We start from the raw sequence: 14,365 nt of genomic DNA on the forward strand, positions 1-14,365 counted from the left end.
TGCAAGTTTGAAATGTTGCGATTTGAGCAAGGAAGAGCAGGCCAAGTAGGCGGTTTTTTGTTATAATTTTAAGCCTCTCCTTAAACTCTTAGCCAGGTCATCCACTTATGTCCAAGCCTTATTTGATTGCTCCTTCTATTTTATCTGCCGATTTTGCTCGTTTAGGCGAAGATGTAGACAAAGTGTTAGCCGCAGGTGCAGATGTAGTGCATTTTGATGTAATGGATAACCACTATGTTCCAAATTTAACTTTTGGTGCTGGCATTTGTAAGGCTTTAAAAAATTATGGAATTAAAGCACCTGTTGATGTGCATTTAATGGTGTCTCCGGTTGACCGCATTATTGGAGATTTTCTGGAAGCTGGTGCTGATATTATTACGTTTCACCCAGAAGCCTCTCATCACATTGACCGTTCATTACAGCTGATTAAATCAGGTGGTGCAAAAGCCGGTTTAGTATTTAACCCTGCAACGCCATTACACTATTTAGATTATGTGCTTGATAAAGTTGACCAAATTTTAATCATGAGTGTGAACCCTGGCTTTGGTGGGCAAAAGTTCATTCCAATGACCTTAGAAAAATTGCGTGAAGCTCGTAAAATTATTGATGCGAGTGGTCGTGATATTCGTTTAGAGGTAGACGGTGGTGTTGGCCCTGCAAATATTCGTGAAATTGCAGAAGCTGGTGCAGATATGTTTGTTGCTGGTTCAGCCATTTTTGGTCAACCAGATTATAAAGTTGTAATTGATCAAATGCGTGCAGAGCTTGCGAAAGTAGGTAGTGTTGACGCTTAAAAAAGTATGCTTAATCAAGGGTAGGCTTGTGGATAACTTTGTTTATAACTGTATGGATAACTGTGTTGATAACCATATGGATAAGATGTTGGTAAAATAAACAAAATTAGATCAACTGCTTATTCTCTAGGCTGAATGTATGAAAAAAGAACGTTTTGGCGTTCTTTTTTTATGCGAGTTGGATATTTTATTACCTGATTTTTTATTAAGCTTTACTAAAAAATAACCAGTGCAAAAAACGATAATATTGTGTGGACGCCTTTTAAGAAATATATGGATGTAAAACTGTAAAAGTGTCATGAAAAATAAAGCTAAATTTGGTTTAATAAGTTTTTAGTAAGAGATCTAGATAATTAATGACGATAAAAATTTTAGCGGTAGATATGGATGGGACTTTTCTTAATTCTAAGAAGCAGTACAACAAAGCACGTTTTTTAAAACAGTACGAACAACTCAAACAAAATAATATTCATTTTGTGGTTGCCAGTGGTAACCAACTTGCAAAGCTTGTTACCTACTTTCCAGAAATTAGTCATGAAATTGCTTTTATTGCAGAAAATGGCGCACATGTTGTAGATGCAGGGCAAGAAATAGCTTTTGCTCATTTAAGTCAGCAACAATTTATTGAGACATTAAAAGCAATTGATTCAACCTATACATCTAAAATGGTGATCTGCGGAAAGCAGAGCGCTTATGTACACAAGTCTATGCAAGCCGATGATTATGCTAAGGTCGCTCGATACTTTGAAAAGCTAATAGTTGTAGAGGATTTTTATGCATTAAAAGATTTAGTGTGCAAAATTACTTTTATTGCTCAGAAAAACGAAAGTTTTGCTATTTTTCAAGATCTTCAGCAGCAAAGTTTTGTTGCAGATCAATTATTAGTTCCCGTTTCAAGTGGTTTTGACTTTATCGATCTTATTCTTCCTGACCAGCATAAAGCACATGGTTTGAAGCTTCTATTAGAAAAATGGAAGGTTGAACCTGATCAAGTCGTTGCGATTGGCGACAATAATAATGACATACAAATGATTAAAGCAGTGGGTTATGGGTTTGCGGTTGAAAATGCAGTAGAAGCTTTAAAAGCAGTAGCGCCTTATGCGGCTGCGAGTAATGAGCAAGAGGGTGCATTGCAAGTGATTGATTTGGTGCTTCAACATCAATCACCATTTGTTTAATTAATTTAAAACAAACAGTTAAGATGGAAAAATTGTATCTCTTTTAAAACTTAGTTATGCTAATGCACCTAAGATATATAAATTGCATAAGGCAATAAACGACAATGGCCCTACAACACTTACGCAAGTATGCTTGGTTTGTGTTCCTAATGACTTTGGTCATTGGGTGGAGTGGTGTGTCTATTGCTCAGACGCCTATGCAGCATGATCTTCACACGATGCCGTGTCATAGTGAAAAAATGACTCATCACTCTGTACATGTCCAAGCAGATGATCAGACTGTATGTCATCAAACCATGACCCAGTCTCTTCATTCGCACGGTGAGCATTGTAAGGACTGTAACCCCGTACATTGCCAAATCGTGAATCTGGCATTGCAGCAAGCTGTACCAGACCTTGAATCATCATTTATTCCAATATCGTCTCAATTTAGCAGTATTTATCAGGCTCAGCATTTAGCCGGATACTGGCAAGAAATTTTACGTCCTCCTAAAGCTTAATCCTTTCTTACTTATTTTTTAATTAAAAAGGATTACAGCAATGTCTCATAAAACAATTAGCAGCTTAGTCGCTGTATTTGGGCTATTGGTTTCACCATGGTCCCTCGCGGCAATTAAGGAATATCACCTTAATATTAATGAACAACAGGTCAATGTTACTGGTCAACCGCTAAAACGAATTACCGTAAATGGAAAATTTACAGCACCACTCCTTGAGTTCGAAGAAGGGGATGACGCTGTTATTCATGTTCATAACCAATTAAAAAATCAGGATACGTCTTTGCACTGGCATGGTTTGTTATTGCCAGGCTTAATGGATGGTGTACCGGGTTTCAATGGTTTTAAAGGAATTGCTCCAAACGGAGATTTTGTTTACCGCTTTAAGGTGAAACAAAACGGCACCTATTGGTATCACGCCCACAGTAAAGGCCAAGAGCAAGACGGTTTATATGGCCCACTCGTGATTTATCCGAAAGGGAGAACACCACTTGCAGCACATGAAAAAACTGACCGTGATTATGTGGTGATGCTCTCAGATTTTCATAACTCTTCTAGCGATAGCATTATGAAGAATTTGAAAAAATCTGCTGAGTATTATCAAAATCGCCGTGAAACTGTATCTGATGTCTGGAAGCAGGTTAAAGCACAAGGCTTAAAAGCAACTTGGCAAGATCGTTCGATGTGGAACCAAATGCGGATGTTAAAAACCGATATGTCTGATGTGACGGGTTATACCTTCTTAATCAACGGTAAGACACCGCAGCAAAACTGGACAGGTGATTTTAAGGCGGGAGATAAAGTCCGACTACGTTTCATTAACGCCTCTGCAATGTCATTTTTTGATGTCAGAATTCCAAATTTGAAAATGACAGTCGTGAGTGCAGATGGGCAGCCAGTAAAACCTGTTGCGATTGATGAGTTTCGTATTGGCACAGCCGAAACCTACGATGTAATTGTAGAACCTAAACAGGCAAATTATCAGATTGAGGCTGAGTCAATTGACCGTAGCGGCTTTGCTATCGGTACTTTGCATGATGAAAATACTCAGGCGGTTGGTCCAATTCAAATGCCACAGCCACGTCCGCGATCTTTATTGACCATGGATGATATGGGCATGAGTCATGGTGATGGAGCGGGTGATGAACATGCTAGCCATCAAATGAACATGCAACATGACATGTCTGCGATGCCTGAAATGAAAAAAGAGACAAGCCATGCCAATCATGATCATGCAATGATGAATATGGAACATGGCATGAAAGACATGTCATCTGACAAAAATGATCATTCCATGATGCAAATGAAGCACGACATGTCAGCTATGCCTGAAATGAAACACGATATGCAGGCAAAGCCATCTAGTGAGCATGATCACGCTATGATGAATATGAATCATGAGATGCCTGCTCAACCTAAAACTACAGTTAAAAAAGATGAGCCGGTGTATGGCTGGGCAAATGCTTCAACACCAGTCGGTATGAAAGCATTGCAGTATAGTGATTTGCAATCTTTAACACCTCAACCAGACACCCGTGCACCAGAACGTGAATTAGTTATTCGTTTAGGCGGCAACATGGAGCGTTATATCTGGACCATTAATGGCAAGAAATTTAGCGAAGCTGAGCCATTACAAGTTAAATATGGCGAACGTATTCGCTTGAAGTTCGTGAATGACAGCATGATGGCTCACCCAATGCATTTACATGGCATGTTCATGCAATTGGAAAATGGTCAACAAGCTGAAAACTTGCCAAATAAACATACTGTTATTGTTCCACCAGAAAAGACAGTTACTGCGTTATTGACAGCCGATGCATTAGGAGAATGGGCGATTCATTGTCATCTGCTCTATCACATGAGTGCAGGGATGATGAATAAATTGATTGTGGCTCAAGTGAATGATGGGGCAGTAGATGCATCTCAAGCACCTGTTCAATCTGAAAATGAGAAAGGAGCTAGTCATGCGTATCACTAAGTTATTTTCTCAAATGATATGTTGCGGTGCTTTCTCGAGCATATCTGTATTTACTTTTGCTCAAGAACCTTTAACACATGATCATTTACGCGAACATGGTGGTCAGGTTTATCAGGCGACTACAATTGATACGGGCTGGACTCAAAATGAAGAAGGGGAAGGTAGTTTTTCTTCTGAATTAGAAAGTTGGGTGGGAACTGATGAAAACAAACTATTTATCAAAGCTCATGTTGAAAAGGCCGAGTCCGAAGATGCTAATTACGGTGGCTCATTACTTTACAGCCGAAATGTAGCTGATTATTGGGATGTACAGGCTGGGGTGAACTATGAACGTTTACAGCGGGAAGACCAAAAGCAAGATCGCTGGGCAGGTGTAGTGGGTTTACATGGCATGGCACCTTACTTTTTTGAAACCGATGCATATCTTTATGCAGGTGAAGACCAGCTATGGAAGTTAAGCTTAGAGACGGAAAGAGACTTACTCTTTACCCAAAAGTTAATTGGTAAACCTTATTTAAAAGCAGATGTTGTTTTGCAAGATGAATCTCGCTATGCCAGTAAAACAGGTTTATCAAGTTTACAAGCAGGCTTTCAAACCCGTTATGAAATCAACAAAAAGGTAATGCCTTTTGTTGATGTCGGTTATGGCTATGAAAAAGGCTTAAAACAAACTGCTTGGCAAACTGGAACTGATTCTGAACATGGTTGGTATTATGGAGCAGGGTTAACACTTAAATTCTAATTGCAGAACAAAAAGTAAGCTTAACGACATGCCATTGGTTTATACTAATGGCATTGTTTTTTGTGTCAGTTATGGTGCACAGATGGCTTTAGAAAAACAAGAGAATCAAATACATTTAAGTAAAAGTAGTTCTAGCTGCGGGTGCTCAAGCATGTCTTCTCAGGAGCATTCTACGCCTAGTGAACTCGGGGCTAAGAAGAGCCAATGGGTGAGTTATTATCATATTCCTCACATGGATTGTGCAGCCGAAGAGCAAATGGTACGGATGGCTTTAGCCTCTTACGCTGACGATATTCAGGAACTTAATTTTGACTTACCAGCACGCCATTTGGCGATTTATCACAGTGCTCAAGCTGAAATGATTACCCAAAGCCTACAACGTTTAGGATTAGGAGCCGAGTTACAACAAACACAGCCACATTATGAACCTGTTGAAAAACCAAAAAAGGTCCGAACAAGTTCTTCAATGAATGCGGCACAAAAGCAAGTTTTACAATGGTTGTTACTCATTAATGGGGTTATGTTTGTCATTGAGTTTATGGCAGGCATCATTGCATCATCGACAGGGCTAATCGCCGATTCACTCGATATGTTCGCAGATGCTGCAATCTATGGTATTGCCTTATTTGTGGTTGGTAAAAATCTTAATGCTCAATTAAAGGCTGCACATTTGTCTGGTTGGTTGCAGTTCGGCTTAGCCATAATTGTGTTAATTGATGTCCTGCGCCGCTTTATATATGGCAGTGAACCTGTTTCAATTTTAATGATTTTAATTGGTGGATTAGCTCTTGCGGCGAATATTAGTTGCCTTTATTTAATGAGTGACCATAAAGAGAGTGGAGCACACATGAAGGCAAGTTATATCTTTTCTGCAAATGACGTCATTGTAAATTTAGGTGTTATTGTTGCGGGAATATTGGTCGCAATGACAGGTTCTCCTTATCCCGATTTAATTATTGGACTGATTATTGTTTTATTTGTTTTAAATAGTGCCCGAAAAATTTTACAGTTAAAAAACCAATAAGATTTTCTAAGACAGGCTAGCTTTAGATAGGGTTTGCCTTCATTTTTTATTTTAAAGTAAACTGAGCCTTCACATAAAGGAGGAACGACCTCCCCCATAATGGGTCATCATGTCAGGACGACCTGACAATATAAAAATTAGTGAATGTTATGGCTTGGGCTATTTTAATTTTAGCAGGTGTATTTGAAATCATTTGGGCATATTCTATGAAAATGTCCGAAGGTTTTACACGCTTAACCCCTAGTATTATTACCGTAGTTTTTATGATTTTGAGTGTAGTTCTACTTTCAATTTCAATGAAAACTTTACCTCTTGGCACTGCCTATACGGTTTGGACAGGAATTGGTGCAATTGGATCATTTTTAGTTGGTATATTTTTTCTCAATGAACCCATTGGAGCTATGCGAATGATTGCTGCTGTATTGATTGTGTCAGGTTTGGTTCTAATGAAAATTTCGTCGCCGTCCTAAGAGAATAAACTATGTTGCTGTCTTATAAGTATATCAATTCGCCTGTTGGGCAATTAAAGCTGGTTGCGAATGAAAATGCTTTGGTGGCAGTACTCTGGGACAATGAAAATCCAAAACGTGTTCGGCTGGCTGAGCTGGTCGAACACGTTGAACATCCAGTTTTATTAAAAACTGAGCAACAATTAGAAGAATATTTTGAAGGTAAACGCCACCACTTTAATTTGCCGTTAGATTTTGAAGGAACCCTGTTTCAAAAACAGGTATGGGCTGCGTTACTCACCATCCCTTATGGGGAAACAAGAAGTTATAAAGAAATCGCAATTCAAATTGGTAATGAAAAAGCTGTACGAGCAGTGGGCGCTGCAAATGGGAAAAACCCGATTTCGATTATTGCGCCTTGTCACCGGGTAATTGGTGCGGGTGGGGCATTAGTTGGTTTTGCTGGTGGTCTTGATAAGAAAGATATTTTATTAAAGCTAGAGCAACAATGAGCCGTTTTGCGCTCGATTTTTTTAGACTTTTCTACTAAGCTGTCAACAATGATATTTCATGAAGAAGGTGCTTCATGGCATCGCTTTTTTGAAATATTAATCTTATTCATAACAAACTCTGGATGTTCTAAAAATGGCTGTCGGTGACGTAACAATGCCACAAATGCATGTGGTAAAAGGTGTAAAAATTGGCTCAACAGAAGCATATGTACGTTACCCAAACCGACGAGATTTAGTCATTTTTGAGTTTGCAGAAGGTTCAAATGTTGCAGGTGTATTTACCCAAAATGCATTTTGTGCTGCACCTGTTCATGTCTCTAAAGCCCATCTTACCCAAGGTAATCCTCGCTATTTAGTGATTAATACGGGTAATGCCAATGCAGGTACTGGACCTACAGGCTTGAAAAATGCTCAAGATACTTGCGCAAAATTAGCTGAGATTGCTGGGGTAAACAGCTCAGAAATTTTACCGTTTTCTACAGGTGTAATTGGTGAGCAGCTTCCAATGGAGCGTTTACTCGCTGGACTTCGACCTGCATTAAACACTTTGCAAGAGGCTGCTTGGTATGATGCAGCATCTGGCATTATGACCACAGATACAGTACCAAAAGGCGCATCTGAACAATTTGAGCTAGATGGTATTACTTATACTATGACAGGTATTAGTAAAGGCGCTGGCATGATTCGTCCAAACATGGCAACCATGTTGAGCTTTGTAGCTACAGACGCACCTATTAGCCGTGATTTAGTACAAAGCTTATTAAAGACAACGGTTGAGCATTCATTTAACCGTATTACGATTGATGGCGATACCTCAACCAATGACTCTTGTATTTTTGTGGCAACAGGTCAGGCAGGTGGAGCTGAAATTACTTCAATTAACGATGCACGATATGCTCAAGTGTTAGAAGTACTGGCTCGTGTTATGAATCGTTTAGCACAGTTAATTGTACGTGATGGCGAAGGTGCAACGAAGTTTATTACTGTTGCTGTAGAAGGCGGTGCTAACACTCAAGAATGTTGTGATATTGCTTATAGTATTGCTCATTCGCCGTTAGTAAAAACCGCACTTTTTGCATCTGACCCGAACTGGGGCCGTATTTTAGCTGCGATTGGCTATGCAGGAGTGAAAGACTTAGACGTGTCTAAAATTCAGGTGTGGCTAGACGATGTACAAATCTGTAAAGATGGTGGAGCTGCCGAGGACTATACCGAAGAGGCGGGTGCGCGTGTTATGGCACAAACAGAAATTACCATTCGAGTTGATTTAGGACGCGGTCAGGCCAAAGACACGGTATATACCTGTGACTTATCTTACGACTATGTCAAAATTAATGCTGATTACCGTTCTTAAATATCAGTTATAATCAAGCCTCGACAAAGAGGCTTTTTTATTAGCCCCATCTTTTGATATTAAATGATTCAAGTTAGTAAATCATTTAAGCAGTAACGTTATATGCGAGCAGGTATGCCAGCATGAAGGATAGAGAAGACGTTTTATGAGTGATGCGACTTTAATTGCCAACGATGCAAAAAACATTGTACAAGCGCATTTAGACCGTTTAGGTGAGCCAAAAGACAACCGTTTAAGTGAAGAAGCAAAACAACAAAAGTTTGCTCAGATCGAAGCAGAGCTCAAAAAACGTGATGCTGTCCTTGTTGCTCATTACTATTGCGACCCTGAAGTACAGGAACTTGCCGAAAAAACAGGTGGGTGCGTTTCTGACTCTTTAGAAATGGCCCGTTTCGGACGAGATCATGCTGCCTCTACACTGGTTGTGGCAGGTGTTAAATTTATGGGAGAAACAGCAAAAATTCTGTCTCCTGAAAAAACAATTTTAATGCCGACACTCGAAGCGACGTGTTCACTTGATTTAGGTTGTCCGGTTGATGAGTTCACTGCCTTTTGTGATCAGCACCCTGACTACACCGTAGTTGTCTATGCCAATACCTCGGCTGCTGTTAAAGCACGAGCAGATTGGGTGGTGACTTCAAGCTGTGCAGTCGAAATTGTTGAGCACCTAGATAGCTTAGGTGAGAAAATTATTTGGGCACCAGATCAGCACTTAGGTCGCTATATCCAAAAGAAAACCGGTGCTGATATGTTGCTTTGGGACGGCGCATGTATTGTGCATGAAGAATTCCGTGCACGTGGCATTGCCAACATGAAAGCACTGTATCCAGATGCTGCTGTATTGGTGCATCCAGAATCGCCAGAGTCGGTTGTAGACATTGCAGATGCGGTAGGTAGTACTTCTCAATTGATTAAAGCTGCGCAGACTTTGCCAAATGAAAGACTTATTGTGGCAACTGACCGTGGTATTTTCTACAAAATGCAGCAAGCTGTACCAAATAAGATTTTAGTTGAGGCGCCAACAGCAGGTGAGGGCGCAACTTGTCGTTCATGTGCACACTGTCCGTGGATGGCAATGAATGAACTCGATGGAATTTTAGAAGTTTTACAAAAGGGCGATCAGGAAATACACGTCGAACCAGCGCTTGCTGAACGTGCCAAAATGCCTTTAGATCGAATGTTAGCCTTTAGTGCATCGTTAAAGCGTTAAAAAACCTCAAAATGCTTGTTAAATATACATTTGATAAGGATTTTTAACTTTTTTTGACAATAGGTGTTGACGTCTGAGGGCGTCGCGCCTAGAATGCACACCGTACCGCACGATGTGCGATACAGCAAAAGCTGAGATAGATCGGAGCATAGCACAGCCTGGTAGTGCACCTGGTTTGGGACCAGGGGGTCGTAGGTTCGAATCCTACTGCTCCGACCACTTAAAATAATATTTTAAGATCGGCGAAGTATCGCATGATAAGCATCATCGGTTAAGCGCCTGTAGCTCAGTTGGATAGAGCATCCGCCTTCTAAGCGGATGGTCACAGGTTCGAATCCTGTCAGGCGCGCCATTCGGTAGCTTGGTACATAGAACTATTTGATGGTGGATGTAGCTCAGTTGGTAGAGCCCTGGATTGTGATTCCAGTTGTCGCGGGTTCGAATCCCGTCATTCACCCCAATTTCGGAGCATAGCACAGCCTGGTAGTGCACCTGGTTTGGGACCAGGGGGTCGTAGGTTCGAATCCTACTGCTCCGACCATATTTAAAAGCGTTCAAGCTTTATAAAATATCCCAAATATTAAAAAGAATTTCTTCTTATCTTATAGATAGAAGGAATTTTTTTGTTTTCTACTTCGAAATTTTAATTCAATCGCACTCCAATATTTGAACTCGTATTCCTTATATACATATGTTCTCTGTTCTCTGTTCTCTGTTCTCTGTTCTCTGTTCTCTGTTCTCTGTTCTCTGTTCTCTGTTCTCTGTTCTCTGTTCTCTGTTCTCTGTTCTCTGTTCTCTGTTCTCTGTTCTCTGTTCTCTGTTCTCTGTTCTCTGTTCTCTGTTCTCTGTTCTCTGTTCTCTGTTCTCTGTTCTCTGTTCTCTGTTCTCTGTTACTGATATTTCTGTCTTAACTCATTTTTTTCTTTATCTGATAAAAATGCGATTTTAAGTCCATTGTCTTGAGCTGTATAAATTTGTTCAGGGGTTAATCCTGCCAATGGGGCAGCACTTAAATATTCATGTTGTATCTCAATGCCTTCTACCGCTGGGTCATCTGTATTAATAGTGGCAAGTACACCATGTTCTAAAAATGTCTTTAATGGGTGCTCTGCCAAAGAAGGCACTGTGTTGGTTTGAATATTTGACGTAAGACAAGATTCAATACCTATCTCATGTTTAGCCAAATAATCTAAAAGTTTTAAATCTTGAACTGCTTTAACGCCATGTCCAATTCGTTCGGCACCTAATTCTTCAATCGCTTGCCAAATACTTTCTGGACCAGCAGCTTCTCCTGCATGTACCGTAATGTGCCAACCTGCATCACGCGCTTTTTTAAAGTGATCAATGAATAAGTTGCCCGGAAAACCAAGCTCATCTCCAGCAAGATCCAACGCTTTAATATCATTTTTATGGGCAAGTAGAGCATTTAATTCTTTTGCGCAGGCTTCTTGACCAAACGTACGGCTCATAATGCCAATTAAATTCGCTTTTACCCCGTAAATCTGACTGCCTTCTTTCACACCAGCAATAACCGCTTCAACGACTCCCTCAAGCAGTAGTTGATGCGTCATGCCCATGTAACCCGGCGAAAAACGAAGCTCTACATAGTCTAGGCCTTGTTGTGCAGCATCTTGCATGTTTTCAAATGCAATGCGTTTGCAGGCATCTAAACTGGCTAATACTTTTACGCCCCAATCCAACTTCGATAAAAAACTTAATAAGTCAGGTTGGTTATCCATCACTTGTACGTGTGGTCGTAAAGATTCAATGTCGTAAGCGGGTAAATCTAAATTGTATTGTTGGCCTAATTCTAAAATAGTTTGAATGCGGATGTTGCCATCGATGTGGCGGTGTATATCTGTAAGGGGAAGTGTTTTTGTAATCATAGGTTTCTTCTTATCTGTTCGTATCAATTCATCATGCCTGTTTAGGGTCACTGATAAAAGTTTGGATTTGCTATGTTTTTGTGAAAAGGGGTTTAGTTGAGTTTTTTGAACTTAAGATATTCGTTTAAGTTTTAATTTTGATGACATTGTTCTGGCCTAAGAAGATAACGCAGTCTGTGTAAGATACAAGCACTAAGATTTTTATTGTTTTTAATCTCGCTGAGCCTGTCTACTGTTGACTCTTTAACAATGGATTGGCTAAAGAATGGTCATTGGTATTTCATCTGTTACTTGTAAATATGAGTGAAGGCTTGCTAAAGACCAAACTGATAAGGCGATTAATTTATCTGTAGAAATCTATTTCTGGCAAGTAAATGAAAAGAAGAAATAGGAAGCGTTCAAATGAAGTCGGTACTTTGTCATCAAGCAAAATTAGAAGTGGTGGATCAGCCTAAATTAACTCCTACAAAAGGACAGGTGTTATTAGAAGTGGTTCGATGCGGGATTTGTGGCTCTGATTTACATATGCAACATCACTGCGACCACATGCATGATTTAGCCGCACGTGTCGGGTTTAATGGTTTAGCAAAATCTACCGATCCATTCGTACTTGGACATGAGTTTTGTGGCAAAGTTTTGGATTATGGCCCAAAAACTCGTCATAAATTTAAAACCGATACACTCGTTTGTGCGATGCCTCTTTTGAATGTAGACCAGCATGGTTACTTGTCTACAGGGCTTTCTCCAAATGCTTCAGGTGGTTATGCCGAGCAAGTGCTTGCTCAATCAAGCTTGATGTTTGAAGTGCCGAATGGCTTAAATGCAGATAGTGCGGCCATGACTGAACCTATGGCAGTTGCATTGCATGCCGTTCGCCGTAGTCGTGTGAAAACCAGTGAGCCTGCTATTGTGATTGGCTGTGGTCCTGTCGGGTTAGGTGTTATTTTAATGCTTAAAGCGGCTGGGGTTAAAACCGTGGTTGCCAGCGACTTTTCACCAAACCGCCGTAAGCTTGCTGAGCAATGTGGTGCTGATATTGTGGTAGATCCTAAAGAGACATCGCCATTTGCTAACTGGAAAGAGTTTGGTTTGCTTGGCAATGTTTCTGATGCAATTAATATGGGTATGGGGCTGTTTGATAAGTTGCAAGCGACACGCTTACCTTGGTGGCATGGATGGCGCATGATTGATAAGTTAGGCGCTTTGCCAAAACGTCCTGTTATTTTTGAGTGTGTGGGCGTACCCGGTGTTTTACAGCAGATTATTGAAGGTGCACCTTTGTTTTCCCGAATTGTTGGGGTGGGGGTATGTATGCAAAGTGACAAAATCGAACCCGCACTTGCAATTAATAAAGAATTAGAAATTCAGTTCGTGTTGGGCTATACACCCCTTGAGTTTCGAGATGCGCTACACATGATTGCAGAAGGTAAAGTGAACTGCTCACCACTGATTACCGGTGTTGTAGGTTTAGAGGGTGTTACGAGTGCATTTGAAGCGTTACGCGATCCCGAACCGCATGCCAAAATCTTGATTGACCCGAAACGTAGTGGTTCAGATATTCAATTGATGAGTCATTAATTCAAAGTCATTTGCGTTTAACTAAAAGGTTGTGATCTCATCAATCACAATCTTTTTTTATGAGTATTGATTGCAATATTGGGCATAAATAAAAACTGCTGAGCTAATTTGTATTGCTCTTTAGTTGTTCTAGTTCTTGGTAAATCCAGTCGACAAATTTCTGAATGGTCGGTGTGATGTCTTGGCTCGAGTGAATCAGGTAGTACTTTCGGCTGCCTTTTAATTTTTTATTGGAAACAATCACCAGTTCTTTTTTTTGTAGTTCAGACTCAATTAACATTTGAGGAATTAAGGCCATTCCCATGTCATGACTGGCAGCAACGGCAAGCATTGAAAATAACTCATGGCGTTGTCCATCAAAAGGCTTCGGGTGCTGCATCTGGTGAGTCAGAAACCATTCTTGCCAAATGCTAGGCCGAGTGGTTTGTTGCAGCAGGGGAATTTTTAGTAAATCTTCGGAGCTTAAATCATAGGTATTTTCATTGATCATCACTGCATCTGGAAAATACTTTTCGATGAGTTTTGGTGAGCATACAGGTACAATTTCTTCATCCATTAAATAATGGGCTTGTATGCCGGGCCAGTGGTCAATTTGCTGCTGCGTACCTGCAAAAATAGCGGCGTCAAAAATATTGTCATTAAATAAAAATGGCTTGGTACTGGTTTCTAAGTGAACCGTAATTTCTGGGTGTTTTTGATTTAAAAGATGGAGCTTGGGTAACAGCCAGCGCGTTGCAAACGTGGGAACAACACCCAATTTTAGCGTACCGCCTAAACCCTTATGAGAAATCACATCGGCTGTACATTTTTCTAGCCCTAATAAATACGGTTTGATGCTTTTAAAATATTGTTGGCCCGCAATAGTTAGCTCGACTCCGTGCCGAGTACGTATGAATAATTCAACTCCCAAGAAATCTTCTAGCTGCTGAATTTGGCGAGAGACCGCACTTTGAGTAATACATAACTCTTGCGCAGCATAGGTATAACTTAAATGTTTTGCTGCACTTTCAAAGCAAATCAGGCCCTGAATTGAGGGGATACTTCTTCGCATAAATAAAATCCTTTTATTTGTCGTCATATTTCAAAACAGCATATGACCTAAATGCAGATATCAGAGTTTAGTCTAAAAATAAGCCATTTTTAATGAAATACAATGAATTAAA

13 protein-coding genes and 4 tRNA genes are annotated in these 14,365 nt (G+C 40.2%); 15 read left to right on the forward strand and 2 right to left on the reverse strand.

Features of this window, described 5'->3' with window-relative positions; translation table 11 throughout:
* Positions 1 to 107: 107 nt before the first annotated feature.
* From rpe to ACPF64_RS07685, 14 genes are all read left to right on the forward strand, one after another.
* Positions 108 to 794, forward strand: coding sequence for a ribulose-phosphate 3-epimerase (gene rpe, locus ACPF64_RS07620; protein ID WP_003655878.1), 687 nt, complete (start codon positions 108 to 110; stop codon positions 792 to 794).
* 356 nt (positions 795 to 1,150) lie between these two features.
* Positions 1,151 to 1,972 carry a Cof-type HAD-IIB family hydrolase gene (locus tag ACPF64_RS07625; protein WP_426455927.1) on the forward strand — a complete coding sequence of 274 codons (822 nt, stop codon included), beginning with the start codon at positions 1,151 to 1,153 and terminating at the stop codon, positions 1,970 to 1,972.
* Positions 1,973 to 2,076: 104 nt separating this feature from the next.
* The gene (locus ACPF64_RS07630; protein ID WP_198078289.1) at positions 2,077 to 2,472 is read left to right on the forward strand and encodes a hypothetical protein; all 396 of its coding nucleotides are present in this window, start codon (positions 2,077 to 2,079) and stop codon (positions 2,470 to 2,472) included.
* A gap of 40 nt (positions 2,473 to 2,512) precedes the next feature.
* A complete protein-coding gene (locus ACPF64_RS07635) occupies positions 2,513 to 4,447 on the forward strand; it encodes a copper resistance system multicopper oxidase (protein ID WP_426455928.1) in 1,935 nt (644 codons plus the stop codon).
* Positions 4,434 to 5,189 (forward strand): copper resistance protein B, encoded by a 756-nt coding sequence (locus tag ACPF64_RS07640; protein WP_209832222.1) that lies wholly within the window; start codon positions 4,434 to 4,436, stop codon positions 5,187 to 5,189. Before ACPF64_RS07635 ends, ACPF64_RS07640 begins: the two co-directional genes overlap by 14 nt.
* 28 nt (positions 5,190 to 5,217) lie before the next feature.
* On the forward strand, positions 5,218 to 6,213 hold the full coding sequence (locus tag ACPF64_RS07645; protein ID WP_426455929.1) for a cation transporter: 996 nt from the start codon (positions 5,218 to 5,220) through the stop codon (positions 6,211 to 6,213).
* A 149-nt stretch (positions 6,214 to 6,362) separates the two neighbouring features.
* Positions 6,363 to 6,683: a DMT family transporter gene (locus ACPF64_RS07650; protein ID WP_003655889.1), complete on the forward strand. Its 321-nt coding sequence runs from the start codon at positions 6,363 to 6,365 to the stop codon at positions 6,681 to 6,683.
* Between the two features lie 11 nt (positions 6,684 to 6,694).
* Positions 6,695 to 7,174 carry a methylated-DNA--[protein]-cysteine S-methyltransferase gene (locus ACPF64_RS07655; protein WP_426455930.1) on the forward strand — a complete coding sequence of 160 codons (480 nt, stop codon included), beginning with the start codon at positions 6,695 to 6,697 and terminating at the stop codon, positions 7,172 to 7,174.
* Positions 7,175 to 7,307: 133 nt separating this feature from the next.
* On the forward strand, positions 7,308 to 8,528 hold the full coding sequence (gene argJ, locus ACPF64_RS07660) for a bifunctional glutamate N-acetyltransferase/amino-acid acetyltransferase ArgJ (RefSeq protein WP_017387676.1): 1,221 nt from the start codon (positions 7,308 to 7,310) through the stop codon (positions 8,526 to 8,528).
* Between the two features lie 145 nt (positions 8,529 to 8,673).
* Positions 8,674 to 9,738 (forward strand): quinolinate synthase NadA, encoded by a 1,065-nt coding sequence (gene nadA / locus ACPF64_RS07665; protein WP_005042977.1) that lies wholly within the window; start codon positions 8,674 to 8,676, stop codon positions 9,736 to 9,738.
* A 142-nt stretch (positions 9,739 to 9,880) separates the two neighbouring features.
* Positions 9,881 to 9,957, forward strand: a tRNA-Pro gene (locus ACPF64_RS07670).
* 56 nt (positions 9,958 to 10,013) lie between these two features.
* A tRNA-Arg gene (locus ACPF64_RS07675) sits at positions 10,014 to 10,090 on the forward strand.
* A gap of 32 nt (positions 10,091 to 10,122) precedes the next feature.
* Positions 10,123 to 10,198, forward strand: a tRNA-His gene (locus tag ACPF64_RS07680).
* A 4-nt stretch (positions 10,199 to 10,202) separates the two neighbouring features.
* Positions 10,203 to 10,279, forward strand: a tRNA-Pro gene (locus ACPF64_RS07685).
* 349 nt (positions 10,280 to 10,628) lie between these two features.
* Here ACPF64_RS07685 and add read toward each other — a convergent pair.
* A complete protein-coding gene (add, locus tag ACPF64_RS07690) occupies positions 10,629 to 11,624 on the reverse strand; it encodes an adenosine deaminase (protein WP_426455931.1) in 996 nt (331 codons plus the stop codon).
* A 402-nt stretch (positions 11,625 to 12,026) separates the two neighbouring features.
* Between add and ACPF64_RS07695 the strand changes: the two genes are divergently transcribed.
* Positions 12,027 to 13,202 carry a zinc-binding dehydrogenase gene (locus ACPF64_RS07695; RefSeq protein ID WP_426455932.1) on the forward strand — a complete coding sequence of 392 codons (1,176 nt, stop codon included), beginning with the start codon at positions 12,027 to 12,029 and terminating at the stop codon, positions 13,200 to 13,202.
* A 103-nt stretch (positions 13,203 to 13,305) separates the two neighbouring features.
* On the opposite strand, the gene ACPF64_RS07700 is transcribed toward ACPF64_RS07695, so the two are convergent.
* Positions 13,306 to 14,253 (reverse strand): LysR substrate-binding domain-containing protein, encoded by a 948-nt coding sequence (locus ACPF64_RS07700; protein WP_426455933.1) that lies wholly within the window; start codon positions 14,251 to 14,253, stop codon positions 13,306 to 13,308.
* Between the last annotated feature and the right edge of the window lie 112 nt (positions 14,254 to 14,365).

This window comes from Acinetobacter sp. KB005, from assembly GCF_049949095.1.
GTDB classification, from domain to species: Bacteria; Pseudomonadota; Gammaproteobacteria; order Pseudomonadales; family Moraxellaceae; genus Acinetobacter; species Acinetobacter calcoaceticus.